The sequence below is a fragment of the Haloferax sp. Atlit-109R genome, assembly GCF_003665865.1.
GTDB classification, from domain to species: Archaea; Halobacteriota; Halobacteria; order Halobacteriales; family Haloferacaceae; genus Haloferax; species Haloferax volcanii.
This window is the reverse complement of record NZ_QPLO01000001.1, coordinates 1,384,232-1,410,660: the sequence shown is the minus strand read 5'-3', so window position 1 is coordinate 1,410,660 and position 26,429 is coordinate 1,384,232. Positions and strand designations below refer to the sequence as shown.

Annotated in this window: 28 protein-coding genes; 14 read left to right on the top strand and 14 right to left on the bottom strand. The window is 69.8% G+C overall.

The window, feature by feature from the left end:
- Positions 1–62: 62 nt before the first annotated feature.
- Entirely contained in the window at positions 63–506 is a 444-nt protein-coding gene (locus DVK03_RS07415; RefSeq protein WP_004063306.1) for a DUF5799 family protein, read from the bottom strand.
- A gap of 151 nt (positions 507–657) precedes the next feature.
- Here DVK03_RS07415 and DVK03_RS07410 point away from each other — a divergent pair, with 151 nt between their 5' ends.
- A complete protein-coding gene (locus DVK03_RS07410) occupies positions 658–1,884 on the top strand; it encodes an HAD family hydrolase (RefSeq protein ID WP_004063308.1) in 1,227 nt (408 codons plus the stop codon).
- Positions 1,885–1,913: 29 nt separating this feature from the next.
- Here DVK03_RS07410 and DVK03_RS07405 read toward each other — a convergent pair whose 3' ends face one another.
- Positions 1,914–2,585 carry a hypothetical protein gene (locus tag DVK03_RS07405; RefSeq protein ID WP_115802595.1) on the bottom strand — a complete coding sequence of 224 codons (672 nt, stop codon included), beginning with the start codon at positions 2,583–2,585 and terminating at the stop codon, positions 1,914–1,916.
- Between the two features lie 413 nt (positions 2,586–2,998).
- Here DVK03_RS07405 and DVK03_RS07400 point away from each other — a divergent pair, with 413 nt between their 5' ends.
- On the top strand, positions 2,999–3,445 hold the full coding sequence (locus tag DVK03_RS07400; protein ID WP_115802594.1) for a luciferase family protein: 447 nt from the start codon (positions 2,999–3,001) through the stop codon (positions 3,443–3,445).
- 84 nt (positions 3,446–3,529) lie between these two features.
- Positions 3,530–4,768: a mandelate racemase/muconate lactonizing enzyme family protein gene (locus tag DVK03_RS07395; protein ID WP_115802593.1), complete on the top strand. Its 1,239-nt coding sequence runs from the start codon at positions 3,530–3,532 to the stop codon at positions 4,766–4,768.
- Positions 4,769–4,953: 185 nt separating this feature from the next.
- Here DVK03_RS07395 and galK read toward each other — a convergent pair whose 3' ends face one another.
- From galK to DVK03_RS07380, 3 genes are all read right to left on the bottom strand, one after another.
- Entirely contained in the window at positions 4,954–6,168 is a 1,215-nt protein-coding gene (galK, locus tag DVK03_RS07390; protein WP_115802592.1) for a galactokinase, read from the bottom strand.
- Complete coding sequence (locus tag DVK03_RS07385; RefSeq protein ID WP_115802591.1) at positions 6,165–6,749, bottom strand: MOSC domain-containing protein; 585 nt, start codon at positions 6,747–6,749, stop codon at positions 6,165–6,167. Before DVK03_RS07385 ends, galK begins: the two co-directional genes overlap by 4 nt.
- Before the next feature lie 95 nt (positions 6,750–6,844).
- Entirely contained in the window at positions 6,845–7,480 is a 636-nt protein-coding gene (locus DVK03_RS07380; RefSeq protein WP_004063320.1) for a hypothetical protein, read from the bottom strand.
- A gap of 144 nt (positions 7,481–7,624) precedes the next feature.
- Here DVK03_RS07380 and DVK03_RS07375 point away from each other — a divergent pair, with 144 nt between their 5' ends.
- A complete protein-coding gene (locus DVK03_RS07375) occupies positions 7,625–9,388 on the top strand; it encodes a globin-coupled sensor protein (RefSeq protein ID WP_115802590.1) in 1,764 nt (587 codons plus the stop codon).
- Between the two features lie 78 nt (positions 9,389–9,466).
- On the top strand, positions 9,467–10,621 hold the full coding sequence (locus DVK03_RS07370) for an MBL fold metallo-hydrolase (RefSeq protein ID WP_115802589.1): 1,155 nt from the start codon (positions 9,467–9,469) through the stop codon (positions 10,619–10,621).
- Positions 10,622–10,748: 127 nt separating this feature from the next.
- Here DVK03_RS07370 and DVK03_RS07365 read toward each other — a convergent pair whose 3' ends face one another.
- From DVK03_RS07365 to DVK03_RS07355, 3 genes are all read right to left on the bottom strand, one after another.
- On the bottom strand, positions 10,749–11,075 hold the full coding sequence (locus DVK03_RS07365; protein WP_004043453.1) for a 2Fe-2S iron-sulfur cluster-binding protein: 327 nt from the start codon (positions 11,073–11,075) through the stop codon (positions 10,749–10,751).
- 107 nt (positions 11,076–11,182) lie between these two features.
- Positions 11,183–11,668 (bottom strand): universal stress protein, encoded by a 486-nt coding sequence (locus tag DVK03_RS07360; RefSeq protein WP_115802588.1) that lies wholly within the window; start codon positions 11,666–11,668, stop codon positions 11,183–11,185.
- Between the two features lie 34 nt (positions 11,669–11,702).
- A complete protein-coding gene (locus DVK03_RS07355; protein ID WP_115802587.1) occupies positions 11,703–11,990 on the bottom strand; it encodes a hypothetical protein in 288 nt (95 codons plus the stop codon).
- A 101-nt stretch (positions 11,991–12,091) separates the two neighbouring features.
- Between DVK03_RS07355 and DVK03_RS07350 the strand changes: the two genes are divergently transcribed.
- Positions 12,092–13,735 (top strand): flippase activity-associated protein Agl23, encoded by a 1,644-nt coding sequence (locus tag DVK03_RS07350; RefSeq protein WP_115802586.1) that lies wholly within the window; start codon positions 12,092–12,094, stop codon positions 13,733–13,735.
- Between the two features lie 65 nt (positions 13,736–13,800).
- On the opposite strand, the gene DVK03_RS07345 is transcribed toward DVK03_RS07350, so the two are convergent.
- A complete protein-coding gene (locus tag DVK03_RS07345) occupies positions 13,801–14,754 on the bottom strand; it encodes a transcription initiation factor IIB family protein (protein ID WP_004043457.1) in 954 nt (317 codons plus the stop codon).
- A 141-nt stretch (positions 14,755–14,895) separates the two neighbouring features.
- On the opposite strand from DVK03_RS07345, the gene DVK03_RS07340 reads away from it, so the two are divergent.
- From DVK03_RS07340 to DVK03_RS07330, 3 genes are all read left to right on the top strand, one after another.
- Complete coding sequence (locus DVK03_RS07340) at positions 14,896–15,879, top strand: lamin tail domain-containing protein (protein ID WP_115802585.1); 984 nt, start codon at positions 14,896–14,898, stop codon at positions 15,877–15,879.
- Between the two features lie 243 nt (positions 15,880–16,122).
- Entirely contained in the window at positions 16,123–16,518 is a 396-nt protein-coding gene (locus DVK03_RS07335; protein ID WP_115802584.1) for a hypothetical protein, read from the top strand.
- Positions 16,518–17,144 (top strand): METTL5 family protein, encoded by a 627-nt coding sequence (locus DVK03_RS07330; protein WP_004043460.1) that lies wholly within the window; start codon positions 16,518–16,520, stop codon positions 17,142–17,144. Before DVK03_RS07335 ends, DVK03_RS07330 begins: the two co-directional genes overlap by 1 nt.
- Positions 17,145–17,220: 76 nt before the next feature.
- Here the strand turns inward: DVK03_RS07330 and DVK03_RS07325 are convergent, their stop codons facing one another.
- The 3 genes from DVK03_RS07325 to DVK03_RS07315 all read right to left on the bottom strand — a co-directional run bounded on the left by DVK03_RS07325 (position 17,221) and on the right by DVK03_RS07315 (position 19,563).
- Positions 17,221–18,873 carry a rhomboid family intramembrane serine protease gene (locus DVK03_RS07325; RefSeq protein WP_115802583.1) on the bottom strand — a complete coding sequence of 551 codons (1,653 nt, stop codon included), beginning with the start codon at positions 18,871–18,873 and terminating at the stop codon, positions 17,221–17,223.
- Between the two features lie 140 nt (positions 18,874–19,013).
- Entirely contained in the window at positions 19,014–19,292 is a 279-nt protein-coding gene (locus DVK03_RS07320; RefSeq protein ID WP_004043462.1) for a UPF0058 family protein, read from the bottom strand.
- A gap of 58 nt (positions 19,293–19,350) precedes the next feature.
- The gene (locus DVK03_RS07315) at positions 19,351–19,563 is read right to left on the bottom strand and encodes a ribbon-helix-helix domain-containing protein (RefSeq protein ID WP_004043463.1); all 213 of its coding nucleotides are present in this window, start codon (positions 19,561–19,563) and stop codon (positions 19,351–19,353) included.
- A gap of 182 nt (positions 19,564–19,745) precedes the next feature.
- Between DVK03_RS07315 and DVK03_RS07310 the strand changes: the two genes are divergently transcribed.
- The 4 genes from DVK03_RS07310 to DVK03_RS07295 all read left to right on the top strand — a co-directional run bounded on the left by DVK03_RS07310 (position 19,746) and on the right by DVK03_RS07295 (position 24,292).
- Positions 19,746–20,339, top strand: coding sequence for a sulfite oxidase-like oxidoreductase (locus DVK03_RS07310; protein WP_004063338.1), 594 nt, complete (start codon positions 19,746–19,748; stop codon positions 20,337–20,339).
- Between the two features lie 175 nt (positions 20,340–20,514).
- Positions 20,515–21,846, top strand: coding sequence for an isochorismate synthase MenF (locus DVK03_RS07305; protein ID WP_115802582.1), 1,332 nt, complete (start codon positions 20,515–20,517; stop codon positions 21,844–21,846).
- 87 nt (positions 21,847–21,933) lie between these two features.
- Positions 21,934–23,688, top strand: coding sequence for a 2-succinyl-5-enolpyruvyl-6-hydroxy-3-cyclohexene-1-carboxylic-acid synthase (gene menD / locus DVK03_RS07300; RefSeq protein ID WP_115802581.1), 1,755 nt, complete (start codon positions 21,934–21,936; stop codon positions 23,686–23,688).
- A gap of 79 nt (positions 23,689–23,767) precedes the next feature.
- Positions 23,768–24,292, top strand: coding sequence for a hypothetical protein (locus DVK03_RS07295; RefSeq protein ID WP_115802580.1), 525 nt, complete (start codon positions 23,768–23,770; stop codon positions 24,290–24,292).
- Between the two features lie 8 nt (positions 24,293–24,300).
- Here DVK03_RS07295 and DVK03_RS07290 read toward each other — a convergent pair whose 3' ends face one another.
- Both DVK03_RS07290 and DVK03_RS07285 read right to left on the bottom strand, forming a co-directional pair.
- The gene (locus DVK03_RS07290; RefSeq protein ID WP_115802579.1) at positions 24,301–24,834 is read right to left on the bottom strand and encodes a hypothetical protein; all 534 of its coding nucleotides are present in this window, start codon (positions 24,832–24,834) and stop codon (positions 24,301–24,303) included.
- Positions 24,827–25,291, bottom strand: a complete 465-nt coding sequence (locus tag DVK03_RS07285; RefSeq protein ID WP_115802578.1) for a hypothetical protein — start codon at positions 25,289–25,291, stop codon at positions 24,827–24,829. The genes DVK03_RS07290 and DVK03_RS07285 overlap by 8 nt, the downstream gene beginning before the upstream one ends.
- Positions 25,292–25,413: 122 nt before the next feature.
- Between DVK03_RS07285 and DVK03_RS07280 the strand changes: the two genes are divergently transcribed.
- Positions 25,414–26,331 carry a 1,4-dihydroxy-2-naphthoyl-CoA synthase gene (locus DVK03_RS07280; protein WP_004063346.1) on the top strand — a complete coding sequence of 306 codons (918 nt, stop codon included), beginning with the start codon at positions 25,414–25,416 and terminating at the stop codon, positions 26,329–26,331.
- The last annotated feature ends 98 nt before the right edge of the window (positions 26,332–26,429 follow it).

Sequence of the window (26,429 nt, the reverse complement as noted above, 5' to 3'; positions counted from 1 at the left end):
CAACCCGAGCCATCGCGCGAGCGCTCCCGCGAGGAGCACCAGTGCGCCGGCGGGGTTCCCCGCTATTCGAGGTAGCTGACCCGGACCTGGTTCCACTTGCCTTTCTTTTCGAGGTGGTCTTGGAGCGCGTCGGCGTACTCTTGGGTGAGTCGTTCCGCGGCCTCCAGTTTCTCCTGTTCGCCTTTCTTGCCGCCGCCGCCCATCCCGAGCGCGCCCTTGATGGAGTCGACGATGCCGCCGTCGGACGACGACTCGCCTCCCCCGCCGCCCATCGCGCCCATCTGACTGCGGATGTTGTCGAGTTCGGGGATAATCTGCGGGACCTTCTCGGTGTCGGCGACGATGCGCGCCGCCTCGGGGTCGTCCGCGTTCTCGATTTCGAACTCCGTCGCCGTCATGATGAGCCCCCACTCCTGACTGTTGAACCGGGAGTTCGTCACCTGCTCGTTGAACTCGCGGTCCACCGTCATCCGGTCGCCGACGATGCTGTCGGTCCAATGTGCCATGTGCACACGTCGTCGGCCGGTCGGTATCAGAGTTGCGGGGCAGACCGACCGCGGACGACCGCGACCGACCGACGACCCCGCCCCGACGAGCCGCCGCGAGGCGACCCGCCTCTCACGCGGCTTTAATGCGGTTGGGTGACGACCCCGAGTCATGGAGCGGTACGACCTCCTGTACAGACTGTACGGGAACTTCGACGCGGACGCGGTCCGGGACGCACAGGACTTCGTCGACCTCTTGCCGCCGCTCGGCTCGCCGGTGGCGCTGTCGCACTGGCAGCAGGTCGACGACGAACTCGCGGGGAAGAAAGACCGCATCCGCCGGGCGCTTTCGGACGGCGACCGCTACGCGGAACTCGCCGCGCGTGCGACGCGGGACCAGGCGTTCACCGCCCTCGACCTCTACACGAAGTACGGACGGGCGGTGAACGCGCTCGTCCTCGACGTGGACGAGACGCTGCGCTCTGCGGGCCAGACGGACAACGAGATTCCCCGCGAGGTGCTGCATCTCCTCACGCAGTTCCACGAGCGGGGCGTCCCCATCGTCATCTGCACCGGCCAGACCTTGGAGAACGTCAAGGGCTTCGCAATTCAGGGACTCGGCAACGAACTCGTCCACTCGGGGAACGTGAGCATCGTCTACGAGGCCGGCACCGGCGTCTTCACGCCCGGTCACGGCTCGGACACGAAGCGCCTCCTCTACGAGACGCTCGACGACTCGGTGCAGTCGGTCTTCGAATCGGTCCGCGGACGCGTCATCCGCGACCTCCCCGACGCGCTCCGCGGTGGCGTCCACTTGCAGGGAAACGAGTTCAACGTCACGCTCAAGCCGAACTTCGAGACCGGCAGCGACGACGCCGAGGAAGTCATCGACGGCGCGCTCGTCTACCTGCTGGACCTCCTCGGCGAGGCGCTCACCGACGACCCCGCCGGCTCCGACTGGGCGCGGGCGTACTTCGCGGCGCGCGACCCGGAGATACGCGACGTGCTCGACGCCCGCGACGCGCTTCCCGACTCGGACGCGGAGTCGGAGATTCCGGACCCCGTCGCACAGACGCTCGAACGCGTGACGGTCGCGTACTACCACGCCGACGCCGCGGAGCTCTCGGCGGTCGACCTGAACAAGGCGGCGGGCGTCCGCGCCGCGCTCGACGTGCTCGGGGTGGACGACCCGTTCGTCCTCGTGATGGGCGATTCGAAGTCCGACCTCGACGTGATGCGGTGGGCAGCAGCAAACGACTGCGGGCTCGCGGCGGCTCCCGAGCACTCCTCGCCGGGCGTGCTCGACCACGTCCGCGAGACCGACGAACTGGTGTTTCCCCGCGGCGACGCCGCGTCGGTGCTCCGGACCGCCTACGCCCTCAATCTCCTAGTCGACTGAGGGTGTCGCGTTGCCACGGTGTCCAGAGTTTACACCGTGCACATCCCGATGTCGTCACCCGAGTCGCCACCGCTCGAACCGTCGCCCGAGTCGTCGCCAGTGTCGTCACCGGCGTCGTCGGTCGAGTCGTCCGATGACGAGCCGGTGTCGTCGGTGTTCGAGTCTTCGCCGTTCGAATCATCGGTGTTCGAATCATCGGTGTTCGAGTCTTCGCCGTTCGAATCATCGGTGTTCGAATCATCGGTGTTCGAATCGTCGTCGCCCGAATCGTCGGTGCTGTCGTCGGTCGAATCGTCCGAAGACGAGTCGTCGGACGAGCCGTCGTCACCGTCATTGTAGTCCGAGACGCCGACCGGACTGCCACGCGGTCTGGTCGTCCTCGTCGGCGAGTCGGTGTCGTCGTCGCCGGTCTCGACCGTCTCGAACGTCCCGCTCTCGCTTCCGCTCTCGTTTGCGGTGCCGTCGTCGCCCGCGTCGTCGGCCCCGTCGTCGTCAGCGACGACGGGCTCTTGTTCGGTTCCGGGGTCGGAGTCCTCGGGCGGCGCGTCGTCCGCGTCGGGCTCTGTCACGTCGGCGCCGATGCTTCTGTCGGCGTCGTCGGCCGGGGCGGGCGTCTCGGGCGTGTTCACCCCGCCGGAGAGGAGCGCGAACACGACGATGACGAGGACGACGACGCCGACGCCGAGCTGGCCGAGATTCATCTGTCGGCCTCCCGAGAGTCGGGGTCGATTCCCCGCAGTGGTACATCCGTGGGGGTCAGAGACATGGTTCGAACTGTTGTTCGTCTCCCGAGGGTTTCGTTACGACTCGTCTACCGCTCGCCGCCGGCGTGGACCGACGCGCTCCGCGCGGAACCCAGCACCCGCGGTGCTTGCGCGGTCGGAACCCGTCACGGGATGCGAAAATTCGCGTTCCTAACCCGTGTTAATCCGCGAATATCGCGCCGCTCTGAGGGTCTATTTTCGACGTACTCTCTTGGTGAACTGAATGTCCGGAAAGCCTGTGGTTATCGCCCGGGTACGCGATGTCGAACGACCCCAAATGCCAGTCTCTCGCGGGGGTCTGACCCGCTTCGGCTCTGTCGTTATCTTCTCGGAGCGCGTACAGTCGTCGAATGACCGCCGCAATCGACAGAATCGTCTCGCGCGTCTCGCGTTGGCCCGGCGTCGAGACCGCGCCGCATCGCTTCGGAGGGACGGCGTTCGTCGTCGCTGGCAGGGAACTCGGTCACGTCCACGACGCCGGCGTCGTCGACCTCGCGCTCACGAGGCGCGTCCGCGACGCGCTCCTCACCGACGGCCTCGCGGACCCGCACCGCGTGGTGCCCGAGTCGACGTGGGTGACCTACCGCGTCAGAAGCGACGCCGACGTGCCGGACGCGATGCGCCTGCTCAGATTCGCGTATCTCTGGCGACTCCTCGCGGTCCGACGCCGCGGAATCGACCTCGACCCCGAGACGGACCCCGACACCGACCTCCGCCGACTCGAACTCCCCGCCGACCTCGACGCGCTCCTCAGAGCGACGTTCCGCGACTCGCTCGACCGGCGCGCACCGGTCTGACTTCGCGTCCCGTCCCCCCGAGACCCGAGCGGAGAGCTGTCCCGGTCGGGAAAACTTTACTAACGTCCGAGTAAACCACCCTTCATGGGTAAGAACTACGCGGACTTACACGACCCGAACGCGGAGTACACGATGCGAGAGCTGTCGGCGGAGACGATGGGCGTGACGGCGAAGCGCGGCGGCGGCCGCGACGTCGAAATCACCGACGTGCAGACGACGATGGTCGACGGCAACTTCCCGTGGACGCTCGTCCGCATCTACACCGACGCGGGCGTCGTCGGCACCGGCGAGGCCTACTGGGGCGCGGGCGTGCCCGAACTCATCGAGCGCATGAAGCCGTTCGTCATCGGTGAGAACCCCCTCGACATCCACCGCCTGTACGAGCACCTCGTTCAGAAGATGTCCGGCGAGGGCTCCGTCGAGGGCGTCACCGTCACCGCCATCGCCGGCATCGAAGTCGCGCTCCACGACCTCGCGGGCAAGATTCTCGACATCCCCGCCTATCAGCTTCTCGGCGGGAAGTACCGCGACAAGGTGCGGGTCTACTGCGACTGCCACACCGAGGAGGAGGCCGACCCCGAAGCGTGCGCCGACGAGGCCGAGCGCGTGGTCGACGAACTCGGCTACGACGCGCTGAAGTTCGACCTCGACGTGCCCTCGGGCCACGAGAAGGACCGCGCGAACCGCCACCTGCGCCCCGGCGAGATTCGGCACAAGGCCGAAATCGTCGAGAAGGTCACAGAGCGCGTCAAGGACAAGGCGGACGTGGCGTTCGACTGCCACTGGACGTTCTCGGGCGGGAGCGCCAAGCGCCTCGCGGCTGAGTTGGAAGACTACGACGTGTGGTGGCTCGAAGACCCCGTCCCGCCGGAGAACCTCGACGTGCAGGAGGAGGTCACGAAGTCCACGCTCACGCCCATCACGGTCGGTGAGAACCGCTACCGCGTGACGGAGCTTCGCCGCCTCATCGAGAACCAGGCCGTTGACATCGTCGCGCCGGACATGCCGAAGGTCGGCGGGATGCGCGAGACGCAGAAAATCGCGGACGTGGCGAACCAGTACTACGTGCCGGTCGCGATGCACAACGTCTCGTCGCCGGTCGCGACGATGGCGTCGGCGCACGTCGGCACGGCGATTCCGAACTCGCTGGCCGTCGAGTACCACTCCTACGAGCTGGGCTGGTGGGAAGACCTCGTCGAGGAGACGGTCATCGAGGACGGCTACATCGAGATTCCGGAGAAGCCGGGCCTCGGCGTGACGCTGGACATGGACACCGTCGAAGAGCACATGGTCGACGGCGAGACGCTGTTCGACGAGGCGTAAGCCGAAGTCGAATCAGTCGAGCTTCGCTCGACACTATTCGACGAGGAGTGAAACGACTCGTCAAGCCGGTGAATCTCTGATTCACCTCGTTCGACGAGGCGGAAGCCGAAGCAGAATCCAACCCCGAACTCACGGCCCCGCGTTCGATTTTTCACGAGACACCGCGCGGAGCCGTCGGCTCGCGCTCACTCCTCACCGACCAGTCGAACGCCGGCGGAGGGGCGGCAGGCGAACACGTCGGCGTCGGGGCCGACGCGCTCGGGGGCGGCGTCTCGAATCGCGCGCTCGGCTCGGTCGAGCGCGTCGTCATCGACTAACGCGACCGCGCTTCCACCGAAGCCGCCGCCGGTCATCCGCGCGCCGTAGACCCCCGGCGTCCCGGCGGCGAGTTCGACCGCCGCGTCGAGTTCCGGACAGCTCACCTCGTAGTCGTCGCGCAGGCTGTCGTGGGCCGCGAGCATCGCGTCGCCGACGCGGTCGAGGTCGCCCGCGGCGAGCGCGTCGCGGGCGCGACGGACGCGCTCGTTTTCGGTCACGACGTGCCGGACGCGGCGGAAGTGAACCGGGTCCAGCGCGTCGGCGTGGGCGTCGAGGAGGTCGCGGTCCACGTCGCGCAGGGAGTCGAGGTCGCGGTCGGCGTCCTCGCGGAGGGTATCGAGCGCCGCCGCGCACTCGCGGACGCGGTCGTTGTAGCCCGACTCGGTCAGTTCGTGGGAGACGCCGGTGTCGATGACGAGGACGCCGACGCCGTCGCCGAGGGGGACCGGCTCGGTCTCGCGGCTCCGGCAGTCGAGAGAGAGCGCCGAATCGGCCTCGCACAGCGCCGCCGAGAACTGGTCGAGGATGCCGCATTCGACGCCGACGCCCTCGCGCTCGGCCCGCCAGCACGCCAGCGCGAGGTCGGCGGCGGGGAGGTCGCGGCCGGAGACCGCGAGGAGCGCGCGGCCGACGGCAAGTTCGAGCGCGGCCGACGAGGAGAGTCCCGCGCCCGTCGGCACGTCGGATGCGATAGCGAGGTCCGCGCCGCTGATTGGGTCGTCCTCGCGGAGGACGCGCGCGACCGCGGCGACGTAGGCCGCCCAGCCCTTGGGGTCGTCGTCGGGGGCGAGTTCGGCCGTCTCGTCGAAATCGGCGGCGCGGACGCGGAGCAGGTCGTCGCTTCGGGGACGGGCCGCGACCGCGACGTGGCGGTCGACGGCCATCGGGAGGCAGAGGCCGTCGTTGTAGTCGGTGTGCCCGCCGACGAGGTTCACGCGGCCGGGGGCGACGGCGACCGTCGGGGCCGTCGTCGACCGCGAACGCCGACTCGGGGCGTCGCCGTCGGCTCCGAGCGCCGCGAGCGCGGCCTTCGCGCGCTCGACCGGGGTTCCGGCGGCCGTATCGTCGCCGCCGCCGGTCATTCGTTGTCGTCTCCGCGTTCTCCGTGGTTCGCCGCGGCTTCGCCGCCGTCTTCGACTCGCTCGCCGCGGAGTCGCTCGGCTAGCTGGCGGCCCATCTCCCGCGGGTTCGCCTCGGTCACGCGGAGGTCGTCGTCGACGGCGACCCGGCCGGGAGAGAGCACGTCCGCGCAGATGCCGCCCCGGGACTCGCGGAGCGCCTCGCCCACGTCGTCGTCGCCGACGAGGTCCGCGAGATACGCGCACGGCGGCCTGAGCTTCGTCCCGCGGAGTTCGGCCCCGCCGAGTTGGAACGTCGCGTCGAGCAGGGCGTCGAGGTCGACGCCGCGGACGACGACGTTACGGCGGTGTTGGCCGTCTGCGAGGTCGAGGCCGTACTCGCGGGCCGCGTCGTCCAGCACCGCGGCGTCGACGAGCGTCACCTGACAGCCGTCGGTCGCCGAGTAGAAGCCGTCGCCGTCGAAGTAGCGGTCGCCTTCGATGCCGCCTCGCGCGACCGAGACGGCCTCGTGGGAGACCATCGGCTCACCCTTCGACGGCGCGGTGTAGAGCGCCTCGACGCGCCCGCGAACCTCGGAAGTCATACCATCGGCTACCACTCGGGGACACGAATAGATTGGGTCGGCGGTGCGGGGCTGGGCGGTGCGGGGCAGTGCGGGCCGGGCGTCGCGGCGTCGACTCAGCAGAGCGGCTTCGGGTCGACGCCGAGTTCGGCGAGGCCGTCGGCGTAGTCGTCGTACGCCAGTTGGACGACGTACTCTGCGACCATCCGGGCGCGCTCCCAGTCGTCGTCGGTCGCACAGCGGTCGGCCAAGAGGTCGAGGCCGGTCGCAAGCGTCTCTTCGGTCTCGGCTTTCAGGTCGCGAAAGAGGTCGGCGCGGGGCTCGTCCGCCTCGTTGACGAAGAAGCCGATGACCTGCGTGTGGGTCCGAATCGAGACGAGGCCGCGGCCGACCATGCCGGCGGCGACCCGCTCGATAGCGTCCTCGCGACCGCGGAGGTACGCGTGCATCACGCCGGGTTCGTCGGGAAGGTCGACCGCCTCGTCGAGCGCGCCGAGGACGCGGTCGAGGTGCTCGGCTTCCTGCGCCGCGGCGGCCTCGAACGCGGCGCTCGCTTCCTCGTCCGTCTCGTCTTCGGCCCACGCCGCGAACGTCCCGCGGGCCGCGTGCTCGGAGTACGCGGCGGCGCGGAGCACCGCCGGCTCGGAGAGGTCCGCCTCGGTCAGCGCCAACAGGAGCTTCGACGAGCCGAGCCGGTCGAGTTGGGTTCGCTTCGCCGTCTCGACTGACTCGCGGAACGAATCGGCGTCCATACCGCCTCTCGGTCCGCCAGCGACGTGAACGTTCGGTCCGGCCCACGAGAACGAGATTCTCACGGTTATCCCTCTCTCCCCGCTCTATCATTCGTGATACTCCGCGGAGAGGGTTGAAATACCGGTGTCTGTTGAGAGAGGTATATGACAGACTCCTCGGGGCAAGTCGACGCCAACGCGCGAGCTCGCGTCGACGGAGACGCGCTGCTCTCGCAGCTGGATATCGACGCGGCGGAAATCGACCGCCGGAAATCGTTCGTTCGCCTCTCGGACGCGGACGAGCGCCGCCTGAGCGACCTCGAACCGCTCTTGGACGAGTTCGCGGACGAGTTCGCGGCGGAGTTCTACGACCACCTCGGCGAGCACGCGACGACGAAGTTCTTCGGTCGCTCGACGAAGACCACGGAAATGCTGCGGGCCGACCAGGCGACCTACCTCCGCGAACTCGGTCGCGGCGAGTACGGCGAGGACTACTTCGCGAAGCGGGCGCGTATCGGGAAGCTACACGATATGATAGACCTCGGGCCGAAGTTCTATCTCGGCGCGTATTCGGTCTACTACGAGGGCATTCTCGGTGCCGTCGCGGACGAAGTGAAAGCGGAGTTCACCGGCGGCGACACGGTCGGGAGCGACGCCGACACCGAGTTCGAAGGCGACACGGCCGGCGATACCGACGCCGATAGCGGCCTGCTCTCGGGACTTCTCGGCGGCGCGTCCGGCGTTTCGAGCGGCCTCCGCGGCGGCGACGACCGGGTCGAAGCCGCCGTCGACGAGGTCGTCGAGCGCTTCCTCCCCGTGTTGAAGCTCCTGTCGCTCGACCAGCAGGTGGCGATGGAGACGTACATCCACTCGTACAGTCAGGCGGCGCGCGAGGCCGCCGAGCGTCGGCGCGCCCTCGCACACGAGGTCGAAGCCGACGTGAGCGACCCCGTCGAGTCGCTCCTGCGGAGTTCCGAGGAGGTCACCGAGCGGACCGACGACATCGAGACCACGGCGCGGGCGCAGGCCGACGACATGGCGACGGTCGCCGCCGAAGTGTCGGAGCTAAGCGCGACCGTCGAGGAGATTGCGGCGACCGCGGAGGAGGTCGAGCGGACCAGCGCCGACGCCGCAACGCGCGCAGCCGAGGGCGAGGACGCGGCCGACGAGGCCATCGACGTGATGCGCGACGTGAGCGAGGCCGCGGAGACGGCTTCGGAGGACGTCCAGCAACTGCACGACCAAATCGCGGAGATCGACGAGGTGCTCGACGCCATCAACGACATCGCGGAGCAGACGAACCTGCTCGCGCTCAACGCCTCCATCGAGGCCGCCCGCGCCGGCGACGCGGGCGAGGGCTTCGCCGTCGTCGCCAGCGAGGTGAAGAATCTCGCCGAGGAGTCGCAGGCCCGCGCCGCCGAGGTCGAAGGCACGGTGGGCGACATCCAGTCCGAGGCCCAGGAGACCATCGACAGCCTCTCGCAGACGACCGAGCGACTCTACGACGGCATCGACCGCGGCGAGGACGTGATGCGGAGTCTCTCGGACATCTCTGCGGCGGTCGAACAGGCCACCGTCGGCGTCGGCGAAGTCGCCTCTGCGACCGACGACCAGGCCGAAAGCGCCGAGCAGATTGCCGGCATGGTCGACGACGCGACGGAGCGCGCGACCACCGTGTCGGACCAAATCGGCGAAATCGCAGACGCGAACCGCTCGCAGACCGAGCAGGTGCTTTCGATTCGCGACGCGGCCGAACGCCTCGGCGGCGAGACGGGCGACGCCACCGGGCCGAACACGCTCCCGGAGACGGGAGCCGACGCCCCGCCCGCCGGCGGCGTCGACGGCCCACCGGAGGGCGTCCTCGGCGACTTCGATTTCGACGAACCGCCCTCGGGCCGACTGAGCAACGACGGCGGAACGACCGAGTAGCGCGGGCCGCTGCTCGGGCCGCTGTTCTCTTTCCGACCCGCGGAGCGTTCTTCCGCCCGGCGCGCGTATCGTGTGCGTATGACTCCCGAGGAACTGGCGACCCGACTCGCCCGCGGCGACCCCACGGCGGTGCTCGACGTGCGCGACCGCGACGAGTTCGCGGCGTGGCGCGTCGACGGCGCGGCCGTGACCGCGACCCAGATTCCGGCGATTCGCTTCACGCAGGCCGAGATTCGCGGGACGGTCGACGAACTCGCCGCCGAGTTCCGAGACGCCCCCTCGCCGGTGGTCGTCGTCTGCGCGGAGGGCCGGTCGAGCGCGCACGTCGCCGGCCTGCTCTCCGAGGCCGGCGTCCCCGCCGAGAACCTCGAAACCGGCATGGACGGCTGGGCGCGCGTCTACCGCGCCCGCGACCTCCCCGTCGGAGACACGGACGGGGACAGGGACGCGACGGTGCTCCAGTACGACCGCCCCTCCAGCGGCTGTCTCGCCTATCTGGCCGTCGTCGGCGACGAGGCCGTGGTCGTTGACCCCCTTCGGGCGTTCGCGGACCGATACGTCGCAGACGCCCGCGAGCGCGGCGCTGAGGTCGTCGCCGCCGTCGACACGCACGTCCACGCCGACCACGTCAGCGGCGTCAGAGCGGTCGCGGAGCGCACCGACGCGACGCCCGTCCTCCCGGCGGGCGCGGCCGACCGCGGCCTCGACTTCGACGCGCGACTCGTCGCTGACGGCGAGACTATCGGCGTCGGCGGCGCGGAACTCGTCGCCGTCCACGCGCCGGGGCACACGACCGAGATGACCGCGTTCCGCCTCGGAGACCTGCTCGTTGCGGGCGACAGCCTCTTTTTAGCGAGCGTCGCCCGCCCGGACCTCGAAGACGGCGACGAGGGGGCGCCCGACGCCGCGAGACGGCTCCACGCGACGCTCACGGAGCGGTACGGCGAGTTCGCGGACGACACGCTGGTCGCGCCCGCCCACTACGGCCCGCGGACGGCCCCGGACGAAACCGGCGCGTACGTCGCGGAACTCGGGGCGCTCCGCGAGCGGCTCGGGGCGCTCTCGATGGACGAGGCGGCGTTCGTCTCGTTCGTCTGCTCGGATATGCCGCCGCGGCCGGCCAACTACGAGCGCATCATCGAGACGAATCTCGGTCGGAACTCGCTGACCGACGAGGAGGCGTTCGAAGTCGAGTTGGGGCCGAACAACTGCGCGGCGACGAGCGAGGCGTGAGGCGCGGTTCGCGGGCAGATTGCGGGTCGAGCGACTACGTCGGGCCAGCGCGTCGGCTCGGCGGCGCGATGCGGAACTGAGAACGTGGGTCGGCGGCCGCGGGGCCGCCCCCGGAGAGTACCCGTCGTCAGTCGTCGTCTGCGGCGGTGCCGGCGGCCGCGGCGTCGTCCTCGATGCTCGGCGGGTAGACGCCGCGGTCGAGTTTGAGGTCGCTCTGCGGGCGGGCCATGCAGGTGAGCGCGAAGCGCTCGGCCTCCTCCTCGGTCAGCCCGCGGGCGGCGGGCTGGGTGACGTCGCCTTCGAGAATCTCGGCGGAGCAGGCGAGGCACATCCCGACGCGGCAGGAGTACTCCTGTGCGATGCCCTCCTCGATGCAGGCCTTGAGAATGGTCTGCTTGTCGGAGACGGTGATGGTCTCGCCCGTGCCGACGAACTCGACGGTGTACTCGGTCATACCGCGGCGTATGCGCGACCGCACCAAAACTGTTTATCAAAGCCGCGGCGACCCCGTCACCGACCGCGCCGGCCGAGGCTGTGTCTTGACTCCCCGAAACTGTCGGCCTACTCCTCGGCGTCGGCGTCCGTCGCTTCGTCCGCGGCGTCCGCCTCGTTTTCTTCGTCGTCGTCCAGTCGGATGGTGAGCACCGGCACCGGTGAGGTGCGGACGACGCGCTCGGTGACGCTCCCGAGCAGGTAGTGGCTCAGGCCCGTGCGCCCGTGGGTACCCATGACGACGAGGTCGATGTCGTGGCCGTCGATGTACTCCCGGATGGAGCGGTAGGCGGTTCCGGTGACGACCTCCGCCTGCACGTCGATGCCGGCTTCCTCGGCGGCTTCGCGGACGTGTCGGGTCGCGGCGTCGCCCTCCCGTTCGAGGGCGTCGATGACCACGTCCGCGCCGGCGTCGAGCGAGGTGTAGATGCTGGTATCGACGACGTACAGCGCGTGAATCCGCGCGCCGTAGGTCTCTGCGAGGTCGAGCGCGTGGTCGATGGCGCGTTCGGCGGCCTTGCTGCCGTCGGTCGGGACGAGGATTTCGCGGTACATGACAAATTATACTTAGTTCGGAACAGGGTTAATACTACTCCTCGTTCCCGTCGTCTCGGAACGACAGAATGGCTTCCTCGCACGCTTGCAGGCCGTCGATTCGCTCGGTCTCGTCGTCGAGTGCGACCGTCTCGACGACCGACCAGCCGGCGCCGTCCTCGTGGGCGATAGCCTTGACCCACCCCTCGGTGGCGACGAGCAGACTGCGGGCGGGGCCGTCGTCCTCGACGGCGACGACGAGGTCGAACGCGTCGGCGCGGTTCAAAGACGTGAGTTCCTGCGGTTCGAGCGGGCGAGCGGGCAGCGACTCGATGAGCGACATATCCGAGTGCTACCGGTCGGCGGGGATGACGCTTTCGAAGGGGCGGGCCGGCGGCCGTCCAAGTCGTAACCTTTCTGCCGCCCGGCGCGCCACGTCACCCCATGATTCCCTCCCGCGCCGGGCGGCGACCCGACCGAACGACGCTCGCCGTCGTCGCGCTCGCCGCCGCGGCACTCGTGGTCCGCCTCGTCGGCCTCGGCGACCGGCCGCTCCACTGGGACGAGGCCCGCGTCGGCTACTGGAGCCTCCGGTCGCTCGAAACCGGCTTCTTCTCGTACCGCCCCGTCGCCGGCGGCCCGCTGGTCTATCACCTCTCGCGGCCGTCGCTCGCGCTCGTCGGCGCGACCGATTTCGCGCTCCGCCTCCCCTTCGCGCTGTTCGGCGCGGCCCTCCCGCTCGCGGCGCTCCTCTTCCGCGGCCGCCTCGCTGACGACGAGGTTCTCGGGCTTGCGGCCGTCCTCGCGGTGAACCCGATTCTCGTCTACTACGGCCGGTTCGCCCGCGGCGACGTGCTCGCGGTCGGCTTCGCGCTCGTCGCCTTCGGCTTCGCGCTCCGCCTCGTCGACGGCGCGGGGCGGCGCAACGCCTACGGACTCGCCGCGGCTCTGGCGCTCGCCGTCGCCTCGTCCGGACTCGGCGTCGTCGCACTCTGCTGTCTCGGCGTCGCCGGGTTCCTCGTGTTCGACCACGCGGCGCTCCTCCCGTCGGCGCGCCCGGCCGCGATGCGCCTCGGTGAGTACGCCGCCCGAGTCCGCGGCGCGGCGACCCCCGCGGCTCGCGCGCTCCTCGTCTTCGTCGTCGTCTACGTCTTCGCGTTCGCGCCGCGGGCGGGCGACACCGACGGCGCGGGCCTCTACACGCCGGGGACGGTGCTCGGCGCAGTCGACGCGGCGCTGTTCGACTCGGTCCGGCGGTTCGTCGGCGTCCGCGTCGTCGACCGCTACCCCGACGGGACCCACGAGTACCTCCCCTATCTCGGTGACCTCCTCGGCGCGCTCGCGCTGGCGGCGCTTCCGGTCGTCCTCCTCGGCGCGGCGGTGTTCCTCGTCGACCGCTACACGGCCGGCGGGCCGCGCTCGGAGGTGTCGGCGGCGGTGTACTGGGCCGGCGCGTCGCTGGTGTTCGTCCCCATGCTGACCGAGGTGTCCGCGCCGTGGCTCGGCGTCTACGTCGTCGTCCCGCTCGCGCTCCCGGCGGGAATCGGCCTCGCGGCGCTCGTCCGCTGGGGGCGGCGCGCCTTCGACGGCCGGGACGCGCCCCGCGTCGCGGCCGCGGTCATCGTCCTGCTCGCGCTCGTCGTCCAGACCGGGGCGGTGGCGTCGAGCGAGGTGTACGGCCCGAGCGACCGCGACGCCGAACTCGCGCAGTTCGCCCAGCCGTCGGCGGAGTTCTCGTCGTTCCGCGACAACCTCTCTGCGTGGGTCGGGCCGACCGACGACGAGAGGCCGGACGTGCTCTACTACGGGAGTTCGATGTACGTCGCTGACGGCGCGGCCGACTCCCCGCCGGTGCCCGAGTCGTGGGGCGAGCGACTCCCGATGGCGTGGTACGTCGAGCGAATCGGGGCCGACACCGCGTCGGCGGCGACGCCGGAGGCGCTCGAATCGCGGTCGTCGATGCCGCCGGTGGTCATCGCGCCCGCCGACGAGCGCGGGACGGTCGCGCCGCTGCTCGACGGCTACGTCGCACACCAGTACGACACCGGCCTCTGGGGGCGGCCGGTCGTGGTGTTCGTGGAAAACTGAGTGTCGCGGGCGGTCTCAATCGGTGACGGCGAGCCGGGTCGCGGGTCGGGTCTGCGGGCCGACGCTCAGCGGAAGCCCATCGCTTCGATCTGTTCTTGGTAGCGGTTGCGGATGGTGACCTCCGTCACCTGCGCCACGTCCGCGACCTCGCGTTGGGTCTTCTTTTCGTTGCAGAGAAGCGACGCGGCGTAGATGGCGGCGGCGGCGAAGCCGGTCGGCGACTTGCCCGACAGCAGGCCCTGCTCGGCGGACACGTCGATGATTTCGGTCGCCTTCGCCTGGACCTCCTCGGAGAGGTCGAGCGCGGAGGCGAACCGCGGGACGAACTGCTTGGGGTCGACGGGCTTGAGTTCGAGCCCGAGTTCCTGCGAGATGTAGCGGTACGTACGCCCGATTTCCTTCTGCGGGACGCGCGACACTTCCGCGACCTCGTCGAGCGAGCGCGGGATGCCTTCCTGACGGCAAGCGGCGTACAGCGCCGAGGTGGCGACGCCCTCGATGGAGCGGCCGCGAATCAGGTCCTCGTTGAGCGCGCGTCGATAGATGACCGACGCGACCTCACGGACCGACCGGGGGACGCCGAGCGCCGAGGCCATGCGGTCGATTTCGCTGAGGGCGAACTGGAGGTTGCGCTCGCCGGCGTCCTTGGTTCGGATGCGCTCTTGCCACTTGCGCAGGCGGTGCATCTGCGAGCGTTTCTCGGACGAAAGCGAGCGACCGTAGGCGTCTTTGTCCTTCCAGTCGATGGTCGTCGTCAGCCCCCGGTCGTGCATCGTTTCGGTGATGGGCGCACCGACGCGCGACTTCGACTGCCGCTCGGAGTGGTTGAACGCCCGCCACTCCGGACCGCGGTCAATCTGTCGCTCGTCGAGGACGAGTCCGCAGTCGTCACACACCAGCTCCCCCTGGTCTGCGTCCGTGACGATCTGGTCAGAGCCGCACTCCGGACAGTTGACTTGCTCGTCCTCTTGTGCCGTTGCCTCCTCCTCTCGTTGACGCTGCCGGCTCGGACGTTCCATTAAAAGGTTTCTGGTGGAGCGTGAATTTAAACCTTTGTAACAGAAATATGATACAGGTCGCTGTCTGTCGATTCGTCGCGTTCGGGTTCGGGCAATCGGGACGCACCTACTTATACAGTTCCCTGACTAACGGTGAATCGAATGGTCAGACGTGCTACCGCGACACTCGTTGTCGTCGCGCTCGCGGTCCTCGCGGGCTGTCTCGGCGGGGGCGGCGCGGGGGCGGCGACGACGGTCGAATCGACCGCGACGGAGACGGCGGCGACGACGTCGCAGTCGGGGTCGCCGGCGACCGCGGCCGCCGCGGGCGACGTGACAGTCGAGGTGGTCGAGGTGGTCGACGGCGACACCATCAAGGTCGTCATGCCGGACGGCGCGCGCGAGACGGTGCGACTCCTCGGCGTCGACACGCCGGAGGTCCACGCCGAGAACACGCCCGACGAGTTCGAGGGCGTCCCCGAGACGGCGGCCGGGCGGACCTGCCTCCGGGCGGCCGGCGAGGACGCGAGCGCCTACGCGAAATCCCGGCTCGCCGACCGGACCGTCGAACTCCGGTACGACGAGAAGGCGGGCGAGCGCGGCTACTACGGCCGGCTCCTCGCGTACGTCGTCGTCGACGGGGCGGAGTTCAACTACGACCTCATCACCGAGGGCCACGCCCGGCTCTACGAGAGTTCGTTCGAGGAGCGCGAGCGCTACGAGCGCGCCGAGCGCGACGCCAGAGAGCGCGGGGTCGGCCTCTGGGCCTGCGCGACCGAGGGCGCGGCCGCGGGCGGCGCGGACGCGACCACCGACGACGGCCTCTCCCTCTCGATTGTCGCCGACGCGCCGGGCAACGACAACGACAATCTGAACGAGGAGTACGTCACGCTCAGGAACGACGGCGACGCCGCCATCGACCTCTCCGGGTGGACCGTCTCCGACGCGGCGGGCGCGACCTACACGTTCGCCGGGGGAACCGAACTCGACCCCGGCGCGTCGCTGACGCTCCACACGGGGTCGGGAACCGACACCGATGAAGACGTCTACTGGGGTCGCGGCGGCGCGGTGTGGAACAACGGCGGCGACACGGTCACGGTTCGGGACGCCACCGGCGACGAAGTGCTCGCGTACACGTACGAGTAGCCGCTGTTCGGGGAGACACTGTCTAGGTAGAACCTCGTGGGGCCGAGAGAACCGCCCGCGCGGCGTCAAGGGGAATGGGGGTGGAGCGTGCTCCCCCCAACGGCGGTACGACACCTTCCATCATTAGTCTCTAGGTTGTCACGTTCGCGGGGATATCCGCGGGCCACCGGCGAATCCACCCGCTAGATTACTACTGCGCATTTACAAAGATATATACATAACTAGAGAAAATGTGTGTGCAACATGAGCACGCACGAATCCTCGTCCGTCGAAGCCGCCGTCGCCGCCGGTCGTCCCGCCGACCTGACTCCCGTCGTCCTCGATGCCGCGGGGCTGGAGTCGACCGCTCCCTCGCACCTCCGCGACCTGAAGGCCGGACTCGCCGAGGAGGGCTACCTCCCGGCCGAACTCACCGTCGAAGCCCGCTTCAGCGACGACGCCCCGCTCGCGGTGCAGTCGGAGTCCGACCGCCTCCGCGAGTACGTGCGCGCCGCCGCGTTCCTCGGCGTCGGGCGCGTCGCCGTCGACGTCGCGGAGTGCTGTCGCCCCGACGACGCCGAGTCGGCGCTCGCGGCGCTGGGCGAGCGCGCCCGGCGCGAGGGTGTCGCTTTTGAGCTTCGAGGTTCCATCGACGGCTGATGGCAACCAAGGCCGCGCTGGAGGCGCAGTTGGCGGTGGTCGCCGGCTTCGAGAACCCGAAGGTCTCGCTCGAACAGTACCCGACGCCGCCGGACCTCGCCGCGCATCTCGTCCATCTCGCGGACCTCCGCGGCGACATCGAGGGCGCGACGGTCCTCGATTTGGGCTCCGGAACCGGGATGCTCGGACTCGGCGCGGCGCTCCGCTCGCCCGCCCGCGTCGTCGGCGTCGAACTCGACGACGACGCGCTCGCCACCGCGACTGACAACGCCCGCCGGGTCGGCGCGAGCGCCCCCATCGACTGGATTCGCGCCGACGCCACCCGCCTGCCGCTCTGTCTCCCCGACGACCGGCAGGTCACGGTGCTCATGAACCCGCCGTTCGGCGCGCAGCGTGGCAACGAACACGCCGACCGCGCCTTCCTCGACTCGGTCGCGTCGGTCGCCGACGTGTCCTATTCGGTCCACAACGAAGGGAGCAAGGAGTTCGTCGAGTCGTTCGTCGCCGACGCCGGCGGCGACCTCACCGACGCCTTTCGGGCGACGTTCGACCTCGACCGCCAGTTCGACTTCCACGACGAGGACCGCCGACAGCTCGACGCCGAAGTGTTCCGCATCGAGTGGTGAGCCGGCGGTCGCGCCGCCGACCACTCACCGCGCGAACCGCCCGCCGACACCGCGTGAATCGCCCGCCGACCGCGCCCTAATTGTACGTCTCCTGTCGCGCGATGCGGACTTTCGTCCCCCGGGATTCGGCGAAGACGAGGGAGTTCTCGCGGACGAACCGAATCCCGTCGAGCGTCGTCGTCGTGTTCTCGGTCGGCATCGGCCCCCTGACGGTCCCGCTGTCGGACGACACCTGCACGTCGTAGCCCGTCGGCGTCGGCACGACCGAGACGTTCCGCCGGGCGACGACGGGTTCGGCCCGGACCGGACCGGTCTCGTACGCCAGCCGCGCCTCGCCGTCGGCGACGAGGAACACCCGGTAGGCGACCCCCGCGCCCGTGACGACGTAGCCGTCGCGGACCGCCGTCACCCGGTCGCGCCAGCCGAGACCGCCGACTCTGACCGCGGACTCGCCGTCGAACGCCAGCCGACTCGTCGAGACGGCCGTCGTCCAGATGCCGCGCCGCTCGCTTTTGACGATGACCCCCGAGGTGTTGGTCGTCGTCGACTCGCCGAACAGTTCGACGTCGAAGACGGCGGTCAGCCCGTTCGGCACGTCCTCGGCGTACGTCACCTCGTAGTCCCTGACCGTGACGCTCTCGCCCGGCAAGTCGTCGCCGCTCGCGGTGAACGTGTTGTACAGCATCGCCGGCCCCGACAGCGCCGCGACGACGACGAGGAGCACGGCGAGGCCGGCCTGCCAGCGACGGGCCGAAAACAGCGAGTTGTCGGGTGCGTACGCCCGAAGCGGCTTGTCGGATGCCGCGACCGTCAGCGCGACGATGGTCGCGAGCGCGACGACGAGCGCGAACCCGACCGCGCGGAACAGCACGTAGGTCTCGCCGCCGCGGTACCAGTACACCGCCCACAGCGACTCGCTGACGGCAAACAGGAGGACGCCGGCGAAACTGCGGAACGCGGGCGGGTTCGAACCCCCGCGGCGGTGACTGAGCCACGCACCGAGGAGGACGCCGAACAGGAAGCCGATGGCGTGGCCCTGAATGGCGATTTGGGACCACCACGGCGTCGAGAAGACGGGGCGGGCCGACGAGACGACCTCGGGCGAGAGCATCGCGTTGTAAAACAGGCTGACGACGCGCCCGGAGACGAACGCCAGCACGGTCGCCAGCGGCCGGAAGACGAGCGCGAAGCCGGCGAACGCGAACACCACGCCGGAGAAGCCGACGACCGGGCCGAGCGCGAAGACGGAAGTCAGAAGCCCCACGCCGAAGACGACCGCCGGGAAGACGACGAGCGACCGGACGTAGGGGTTCTCGCGGGCCGACCCGAACGACGTGGACCCGCGGCGCGTCGGGTAGTGGCTCCACGCGTACTCCGCGACGGGGGCGAGGGTGAGCGTGCCGACGAGGTTGCCGACGAGGTGCCCGGGGCTGGAGTGGGCGAACGCGGCGGTCAGCATCCCGGACGGGTAGACGTACGACCACGCCCGGAACGGGATGACGACGGGCCGGTACCACGACGACCAGCCGTCCTGCACCACGAGATAGACGAGGAGGACGCCGCCGGCGCTGGCGAGCGTTCCGAGCGGGAGACCGAACAGGAAGCGCCGCCGAAGCGCCGCCGAGAGCCGACTCGGTCTGTCGACGACGGCGAGCGCGACGGCGGCCGCGAGAAGCGCGAGGAGCGCGGCGAGCCGCTGGAACGGTATCCAGCCCGGTATCTCTAGCATGAGCTACCTGTGTCGTGCGAACGGGTGATAAAGAAACCCGCGGAGAACTGCTTGAGTAGTGCTAGCGAACGACACGAACGCGGCCGTCATCGACGACTCCGCGTCGGTCGGTCAGGAGGCGCGTCGCGGTCGACGGCCGCTCAGATTTTGCCTTCGGCGTCGTCGGCCAACTCCTCCATACGCTTGCCGATACGGCCCGCGCTGGAGAACTCGTCGTCGCTCATCGCGGTCGCGAGAGCGTTGCCGAGCACGAACACGGCGTGTTTGTGTTCGCTTTTCGATTTGTGGACGTGGGAGGGCTCGACCGCAAGCTCGTCGTAGGGGTCGAACAGGCTCGAATCGACGTGGTCGCGGGCCGAGAAGTGGTCCTTGATGATAACCATCTGTTCGTGCAGCTCCAGCAGTTCGTCCTTGTGCATGAGCGTTGGGTAGGTGCGAGGGCGGTTTAAGCGTTATTGGGGGATACTGTCACTCGGCTCAGAAGACGTACTCGTCTTCGTGGCCCATCATTCCGTCGTCTTCGTACGCGCGGTCCTCGTCGGACATCGGACCGCTCGTCTTGTACGCGCGGATACCGGTCGACAGCAGGTCCTCGATGGCCTCGTCGCGGTTGACGAACTCGCCCTGCTCGACGAGTTGGACGATCTGCATCTCCAGGTGTTCCGGCACGGTAATCTCTACTTTGGGCATCTGAACGTCCGTCGCTTTGGAAGGGCCGTATATAACTCTACCGGGGGAATAATCGGGTTTTCCGAAGGTCGTCCGGGCGAACGCGAGTTCCCGCTTACGTTCGGTTAGTGCGGCCGTCGCCCCGGTCGCCTGCGGGTGTCCGGAGTCGTTAGTGATAGGTGCGTCGGGCCGAAGATTCGAGCATGGCCAACGACGTGACCCACCTCTACGAGGAGTTCGGCGACGACCGGCTCCCGCCGGGCCAACGCGAGACCCAGCGGTTTCCCGTCCTCTCCAAGAGCGGCACGCCCTCGTGGGACCCCGAGACGTGGTCGTTCGAGGCGTGGGGCGCGGTCGACACCGAACTCGACCTCTCGTTCGACGAGTTCCGCGACCTCCCCGCCGAGACGCAGGTACAGGACTTCCACTGCGTCACCGGCTGGAGCAAGTTCGACTGCGAGTTCGAGGGCGTCACGTTCCCGACGCTCGCAGACGCGGTCGGCGTCGACGACGACGCGGTCCACGTGATGTTCCACGCGATGGACGGCTACACGACGAACCTGCCGCTCGACCAGTGCATGCGCGACGAGGTCATGTTCGTCTGGGGCTACGACGGCGAGGACCTCCCCGCCGACCACGGCGGCCCCCTCCGGGTCGTCACCCCGCACAAGTACGCCTACAAGGGCGCGAAGTGGGTGTCGGGCGTCGAGTTCCTCACCGAACCCGAACGCGGCTACTGGGAGAAACGCGGCTACTCGAACACGGCGAACCCGTGGAACGAAGAGCGGTACAGCTGAGCTGAGTTTTCGGTCCGCCGACGCTGCGTTTTCGGCGTGTTCGGCGGTCGCTTCGCGTCCCGTCCGCCAGCGTTGTCGCTCGGTGGACAGATGTGCACATCCCACCGGAGTCGCCCGACCGGGGTGCGGGACAGAAGGGAGAGTTTCAAGCGTCCCCGGTCCTGAGCCACGGTCGATGGAACCGTTGCGGACCGACGAGGTGGGGACCCACCTCGTCAGCAGGTCGGTTCGACTGTCTGCGCCGCCCGTGTCGGCGTCGCTCGCGGCGATGCAGCGCCCGCGGGCGCTGTGGACCGCCCCCGACGAGCCAACCGTCGTCGGCGGCGGCGTCGCCGTGGCCGTCGAGGCCGACGGTCCCGAGCGACTCGCGCGCGTCCGCCGGGCGGCCACGGCGCTGTTCGACGGCGCGGACGTGGACGGCCCCGGTATCGCCCGCCCGCGATTCTTCGGCGGCCTCGCCTTCCACGAGGAGGCAACCGGCCGCGACCCGTGGGCCGACTTCCCGGCCGCGCGCTTCGTCGTCCCCGAGGCGCAGGTCGCCTTCGACGGCGACGACGCGTGGCTCACGGTCACCGCCGTCGACGCCGAGGCCGACGCCGAGACCGTCGACGACCGACTCGACGACCTCCGCGAGACGCTCGAATCGCTCGACGACGCGCCCCTCGAGGGGCCGCCGGGCGTCTCGGACCGCCACCGGACGACCTCGGTCGAGGCGTGGCACGAGAGCGTCGACGCCGCGGTCTCGCGCATCCGGGCCGGCGACCTTCGGAAGGTCGTCCTCGCGCAGGCGCTCGAAGTCGAACTCGACCGCCCCGCCGCCGCGCCCGACCTGCTCGCCCGCCTCGGGGGGACGTACCCCGACTGCCACCGCTTCCTCGTCGAGCCGAACGGCGGGGCGAGCTTCCTCGGCGCGACGCCCGAGCGACTCGTCTCGCTCCGCGGCCGCGAGGTCGAGACCGGCGCGCTCGCCGGGACGACCGGCCGCGGCGACACCGACGACGAAGACGAGTGGCTGGCGAACGAACTGCTCGGAAGCGAGAAGGACAACCACGAACACGAACTCGTCGCGGAGACGATTCGGGAACAGCTCGCGCCGCTGTCGGCCGAGATTCGCGTCGGTGACCGCGGGGTTCGGAAGCTCGCGACCGTCCAGCACCTCTGGACGCCCATCGACGCGACGCTCGAACGCGACGAGCACGTCCTCTCGCTCGTGGACGCGCTCCACCCGACGCCCGCGGTCGGCGGCCTCCCGCCCGAGGCCGCCCTCGGCGTGATTCGCGACACCGAGCCGTTCGACCGCGGCTGGTACGCCGCGCCCGTCGGCTGGTTCGACGCCGACGGCGACGGCAGTTTCGCGGTCGCCCTCCGCTCGGCAATCGTCGAGGAGACGCTGGCGACGCTGTTCGCGGGCGTCGGCCTCGTCGCCGACTCCGACCCCGACGCCGAGTGGGACGAGGTGCAACTGAAGTACCGTCCCATCCTCGACGAACTCGAACGCGACGACTGAGCTCGGGACCGACGACCGACTCCGATTCGACTCGATTCGACTCGACTCCGATTTGCCCCGACTGGATTCCACGACGACACAGACGAGATGACAGCACCGAACCGAAACGCCCTCTGGGCACGGACCTTCGCCGACGAACTGGCACGCACCGGCATCGACGCGGTGTGCACCGCACCCGGCAGTCGCTCGACGCCCCTCACGGAGGCGTTCGACCGCCACGACGACATCGAGACGTTCTCGCACCTCGACGAGCGCTCGGCGGCCTACTTCGCGCTCGGCCGCGCCCGGCGCACGGGCGAGGTGACGCCCATCGTCTGCACCTCGGGCACCGCCGCGGCCAACTTCCACCCCGCGGTCATCGAGGCGTCGCAGGCCCGCGTGCCGATGCTCGTCCTCACGGCCGACCGCCCGCCGGAACTCCGCGACAGCGGGGCCAACCAGACCGTCGACCAGGAGAAGCTCTACGGCGGCGCCGTCCGCTGGTACAAGGACATGCCCGAACCGGAGGCCACAGACAGGAAACTACGGAGCCTCCGGACGACCGCGGCCCGCGCCGTCTCCGAGGCAACGGGCGTCGACGCCGGCCCCGTCCACCTCAACTTCCCCTTCAGAAAGCCGCTCGAACCGACGTACGTCGAGGGCGACGTGCCCGCCGACCTCGACCCCGAGGCGCTCGACGGCCGGAGCGGGAGCCGCCCCTACGTCAAGACGACCGCGGGCGCGCCGGAACTCTCCGACGACCACCTCCGAAAGCTGGCCGACGACCTCGCGGTCGACCGGGGGCTCGTCGTCGCCGGGCCCGCCGACCCGCCGGGATTCAACGCCGAGGCCGTCGCCGCGTTCGCCCACGCGACCGGCTTCCCCGTCGTCGCCGACCCGCTTTCGGGGCTCCGATTCGGCGGCCACACCCGGACGACGACCGTCCTCGGCGGCTACGACGCCTACCTCGACGAGCGCGTCACCGCCGACTGGGCCGACCCGGAAGTCGTCGTCCGCATCGGCGCGTCCCCGACCTCGAAGGCGCTCCGGAAGTACCTCGCGCGCACCGACGCCCGGCAGTATCTCGTCGACCCGACGGGTCGCTGGCGCGAGGCCGAGTTCGGCGCGACCGACCTCGTGGAGGCCGAGCCGTCGGTGCTGGCGTGGCGGCTCTCGCAACTCATCCGCAACCGGCCCGACGAGTCGTGGAACGCGCTGTGGACCGACGCGGAAGACGCCTACTGGGACCTCGTCGACGACGAGACCGACACGTTCGAGGGCCGAGTCGCCGCCGACGTAGCCGACCTCGCGCCCGAGCCGTCGACGCTGTTCGTCTCGAACTCGATGCCCGTCCGCGACCTCGACCGCTTCGCGCGCCCCTCGACGAAGTCCCGGACGGTCCTCGGCAACCGCGGCGCGTCCGGCATCGACGGCATCGTCTCCTCGGCGCTCGGAGCCGGCTCCGCGGCGACCGACCACCTGACGCTCCTGACCGGCGACCTCGCGTACTACCACGACATGAACGGCCTGCTCGCGCTCGGTCGCCTCGGCGTGGACGCGACCATCGTCCTCGTCAACAACGACGGCGGCGGCATCTTCCACATGCTCCCCATCGAGGAGTACGAGCCGCCCTTTACGGACCAGTTTAAAACGCCCCACGGCCTCGACTTCGCGGCCACCGAGGACCTCTACGACCTCTCGTTCGCGTCGGTCGACCCCGACGACTTCCGCGACGCCTACGCCGAGTCGGTCGCCACCGACGGCACCGACGTCATCGAGGTCTGCACTGACGCCGAGTCGTCTCATCGCGTGCGCGAGCGCATCGCCGAGCGCGCCATCGAGCGACTGTCCGAGTCCGACTAACCGACTGAATGACCGACTGAGCGACTGCCCGAACCGGTCGACCGACTGACTTTTCTCCCGCGCTCCGAATCGTGACGACATGTCCTCCAGACTCTTCCGCCAGTACCGCGGCAGCGTCTACGCCGTCGCCGGGTTCCTCGGCGTCCTCGTGTTCGCCTACGCGGCCGTCGTCGCCTACGAACCGCTCGCCGGGTTCTTCGCCGGCGGCACCGTCGTCTTCGGCGCGGTACTCCTCTCGGATATCGCTGAGCGCGGCTATCCCCCGGCGCTCGGCCGCCGCGGAACGCTCGCGCTCGTCACGGTCGTGGTCGCCCTTCCTGTCTTCTGGTTCGTCGTCCAGCGACCCCTGATGGGCCTCGGTCTCGCTCCGCTCGTCGCCGTGGTCGCGTGGGGTCTCGCGCGGTTCAAGGCCACCGGCTACCCCGAGTCGATGGGTCGCCGTCGGTCGCTCGCCACCGCGTTCGTCGGGACCGGACTCGTCGCGTACGGGTCGTTTTCCGGGGCGACCGCCTTCCTCGTCGGCATCGCGGCCGCGGTACTCGTCGGGCTGGCGTCGTGGCTGACGAGTCCGCGCGGGCCGCTTCGGGGCAGACTGACTGACTGACTCCTCACTCATTCCCCGTCGGCGGCCCGCCCCGAGCCGTTCGACTCCGCCCACCGCCCGACCAGCCGGCCGGCCGCCCAGTAACAGCCGGCGTCGAGGACGACCGACAGAGCACCGATGACACCGCCGACGACGCTCGCGGCCGCGACGCCGATGAGCGCGATGAGCGCCAGCGCGACGAGTGGCGCGCCGTTCAGCATCGCGCCGACGAGGACGACGCCGAGGAGGAACGCCGCCCCGATGAGCGCGCCCGCCGCGAACCCGCGGAGGACGAGTCGCCACAGGCCGTTGAGGCCGGTTCGCAGGTCGGCCAGCCCGCCGTCCGCCAGCGCCCACCGGGTCGCGGCCGCGGTGAGGAGCCACAGGTACGCGAAGACGGCGACGCCCGGAAGCGTCCCGAAGTTGGCGAGTTCGCCTTCGAGCGTGCCGCTCGCGTGGGCCGCGAGGAGTCCGACGAGGCTCAGCGCGACGAGGTTGAACGACGAGACGACCCACGTCTCGAAGCGCCCCCGCGGCCCGACGCCGCCGGCGGCCTCACCCATGCGCCAGCACCTCCGCGAGCGCGACGAGGACGAGGAGCGCGGCGGCTGTCGCGCCGTAGCTCTTGGCGAGAAGCGAGCGCCCCAAACCAGTCGGGCCGCTCCGCCGGAGCCTGAACACGACGAGCGTCCGGACGAACGACCCGAGGACGAACGCGGTCACCGCGAGGAGTTTCGCGGTCAGGAGCGACCCCCAGCGCCCGGAGGGTCCGGGCGGGCCGAGCGCGCCGAGGTTGCCGACGCCGGTGACGACCATCGCGCCCATCGCCGCCCAGAAAACCGACTCGTAGAGGGCTGCGAACGGGGTCTGGTCGCCGCCAGAGGCGGTCGAGCCGCCGGCGTCCGCGCGTCCGGGACCGCCGGCTCTGAGCGTCGCCCACGCGAACGCCGCGCCGCCGAGGACGAGCGCCATTCCGACGACGTGGACGAGTCTGACGAGGAGGGTGGTCGCGGCCGACATACGCGAGAGTCGTTCACGCACTGACAAATAGCTCCGGGCCGTGGGGGCGGTCAGGCGGCGGGCCGTCCCCCGAACCGCGGCCGCAAGCGAATCTTTTTGCGCCGCCCGCGCCGCCTCTCGGTATGGTCTCGGAGATTTTCGACCCCGACCGCTGGGAGCCAGTCCCGGGGTCCGACGAGTTCGACGACATCACCTACCACCGCGCCGTCGACGTGCCGGCGGTCCGCATCGCGTTCGACCGCCCCGAGGTCCGAAACGCCTTCCGACCCGGAACCGTGGACGAACTCTACGCCGCGCTCGACGACGCCAGAAAGCGCGCGAACGTCGGGTGCGTCCTGCTCACCGGCAACGGCCCCTCCGAGAAGGACGGCGGCTGGGCGTTCTGCTCCGGCGGCGACCAGTCGGTTCGCGGCGGCTCGGGCTACGAGTACCGCGACGACGACGAGGCCGACGCCTCCGACGACCCGCTCGTCCGCGAGGCGAAGGCCGGTCGCCTGCACATCCTCGAAGTCCAGCGGCTCATCCGATTCATGCCTAAGCCCGTCGTCGCCGTCGTTCCCGGATGGGCCGTCGGCGGCGGCCACTCCCTGCACGTCGTCTGCGACATGACGCTCGCGTCCGAGGAGCACGCGAAGTTCCTCCAGACCGACCCCGACGTGGCCTCCTTCGACGGCGGCTTCGGCTCCGCGTACCTCGCCAAGCAGGTCGGCCAGAAGAAGGCCCGCGAGGTGTTCTTCATGGGGAAGACCTACTCCGCCGAGGAGGCGGTCGACATGGGGATGGCGAACGAGGCGATTCCCCACGAGGACCTCGAAGACGTGGCGCTGGAGTGGGCCGACGAGATGACGAAGAAGTCCCCGACGGCCATGCGGATGCTCAAGTACGCCTTCAACATGACCGACGACGGCATGGTCGGCCAGCAGGTGTTCGCCGGCGAGGCGACCCGACTCGCCTACATGACCGAGGAGGCACAGGAGGGCCGCGACGCCTTCCTCGAAAAGCGCGAACCGCGATTCCGCGACTACCCGTGGCACTACTGAGGCGCTGACGCCGCCGGCGGCGAACCGTCCTCCCGTCGGAGCGCCGAAACACGTCGCTCCGCCAATGTTTAGGCACGCCGAAAAATAGCAACGCTCTT

What these genes read in the sequence shown, in the direction of transcription:
- DVK03_RS07415 (WP_004063306.1), bottom strand. Translation starts at nt 506, where the DNA reads ATGGCACATTGGACCGACAGCATCGTCGGCGACCGGATGACGGTGGAC.
- DVK03_RS07410 (WP_004063308.1), top strand. Translation starts at nt 658, where the DNA reads ATGGAGCGGTACGACCTCCTGTACAGACTGTACGGGAACTTCGACGCG.
- DVK03_RS07405 (WP_115802595.1), bottom strand. Translation starts at nt 2,585, where the DNA reads ATGAATCTCGGCCAGCTCGGCGTCGGCGTCGTCGTCCTCGTCATCGTC.
- DVK03_RS07400 (WP_115802594.1), top strand. Translation starts at nt 2,999, where the DNA reads ATGACCGCCGCAATCGACAGAATCGTCTCGCGCGTCTCGCGTTGGCCC.
- DVK03_RS07395 (WP_115802593.1), top strand. Translation starts at nt 3,530, where the DNA reads ATGGGTAAGAACTACGCGGACTTACACGACCCGAACGCGGAGTACACG.
- galK (WP_115802592.1), bottom strand. Translation starts at nt 6,168, where the DNA reads ATGACCGGCGGCGGCGACGATACGGCCGCCGGAACCCCGGTCGAGCGC.
- DVK03_RS07385 (WP_115802591.1), bottom strand. Translation starts at nt 6,749, where the DNA reads ATGACTTCCGAGGTTCGCGGGCGCGTCGAGGCGCTCTACACCGCGCCG.
- DVK03_RS07380 (WP_004063320.1), bottom strand. Translation starts at nt 7,480, where the DNA reads ATGGACGCCGATTCGTTCCGCGAGTCAGTCGAGACGGCGAAGCGAACC.
- DVK03_RS07375 (WP_115802590.1), top strand. Translation starts at nt 7,625, where the DNA reads ATGACAGACTCCTCGGGGCAAGTCGACGCCAACGCGCGAGCTCGCGTC.
- DVK03_RS07370 (WP_115802589.1), top strand. Translation starts at nt 9,467, where the DNA reads ATGACTCCCGAGGAACTGGCGACCCGACTCGCCCGCGGCGACCCCACG.
- DVK03_RS07365 (WP_004043453.1), bottom strand. Translation starts at nt 11,075, where the DNA reads ATGACCGAGTACACCGTCGAGTTCGTCGGCACGGGCGAGACCATCACC.
- DVK03_RS07360 (WP_115802588.1), bottom strand. Translation starts at nt 11,668, where the DNA reads ATGTACCGCGAAATCCTCGTCCCGACCGACGGCAGCAAGGCCGCCGAA.
- DVK03_RS07355 (WP_115802587.1), bottom strand. Translation starts at nt 11,990, where the DNA reads ATGTCGCTCATCGAGTCGCTGCCCGCTCGCCCGCTCGAACCGCAGGAA.
- DVK03_RS07350 (WP_115802586.1), top strand. Translation starts at nt 12,092, where the DNA reads ATGATTCCCTCCCGCGCCGGGCGGCGACCCGACCGAACGACGCTCGCC.
- DVK03_RS07345 (WP_004043457.1), bottom strand. Translation starts at nt 14,754, where the DNA reads ATGGAACGTCCGAGCCGGCAGCGTCAACGAGAGGAGGAGGCAACGGCA.
- DVK03_RS07340 (WP_115802585.1), top strand. Translation starts at nt 14,896, where the DNA reads ATGGTCAGACGTGCTACCGCGACACTCGTTGTCGTCGCGCTCGCGGTC.
- DVK03_RS07335 (WP_115802584.1), top strand. Translation starts at nt 16,123, where the DNA reads ATGAGCACGCACGAATCCTCGTCCGTCGAAGCCGCCGTCGCCGCCGGT.
- DVK03_RS07330 (WP_004043460.1), top strand. Translation starts at nt 16,518, where the DNA reads ATGGCAACCAAGGCCGCGCTGGAGGCGCAGTTGGCGGTGGTCGCCGGC.
- DVK03_RS07325 (WP_115802583.1), bottom strand. Translation starts at nt 18,873, where the DNA reads ATGCTAGAGATACCGGGCTGGATACCGTTCCAGCGGCTCGCCGCGCTC.
- DVK03_RS07320 (WP_004043462.1), bottom strand. Translation starts at nt 19,292, where the DNA reads ATGCACAAGGACGAACTGCTGGAGCTGCACGAACAGATGGTTATCATC.
- DVK03_RS07315 (WP_004043463.1), bottom strand. Translation starts at nt 19,563, where the DNA reads ATGCCCAAAGTAGAGATTACCGTGCCGGAACACCTGGAGATGCAGATC.
- DVK03_RS07310 (WP_004063338.1), top strand. Translation starts at nt 19,746, where the DNA reads ATGGCCAACGACGTGACCCACCTCTACGAGGAGTTCGGCGACGACCGG.
- DVK03_RS07305 (WP_115802582.1), top strand. Translation starts at nt 20,515, where the DNA reads ATGGAACCGTTGCGGACCGACGAGGTGGGGACCCACCTCGTCAGCAGG.
- menD (WP_115802581.1), top strand. Translation starts at nt 21,934, where the DNA reads ATGACAGCACCGAACCGAAACGCCCTCTGGGCACGGACCTTCGCCGAC.
- DVK03_RS07295 (WP_115802580.1), top strand. Translation starts at nt 23,768, where the DNA reads ATGTCCTCCAGACTCTTCCGCCAGTACCGCGGCAGCGTCTACGCCGTC.
- DVK03_RS07290 (WP_115802579.1), bottom strand. Translation starts at nt 24,834, where the DNA reads ATGGGTGAGGCCGCCGGCGGCGTCGGGCCGCGGGGGCGCTTCGAGACG.
- DVK03_RS07285 (WP_115802578.1), bottom strand. Translation starts at nt 25,291, where the DNA reads ATGTCGGCCGCGACCACCCTCCTCGTCAGACTCGTCCACGTCGTCGGA.
- DVK03_RS07280 (WP_004063346.1), top strand. Translation starts at nt 25,414, where the DNA reads ATGGTCTCGGAGATTTTCGACCCCGACCGCTGGGAGCCAGTCCCGGGG.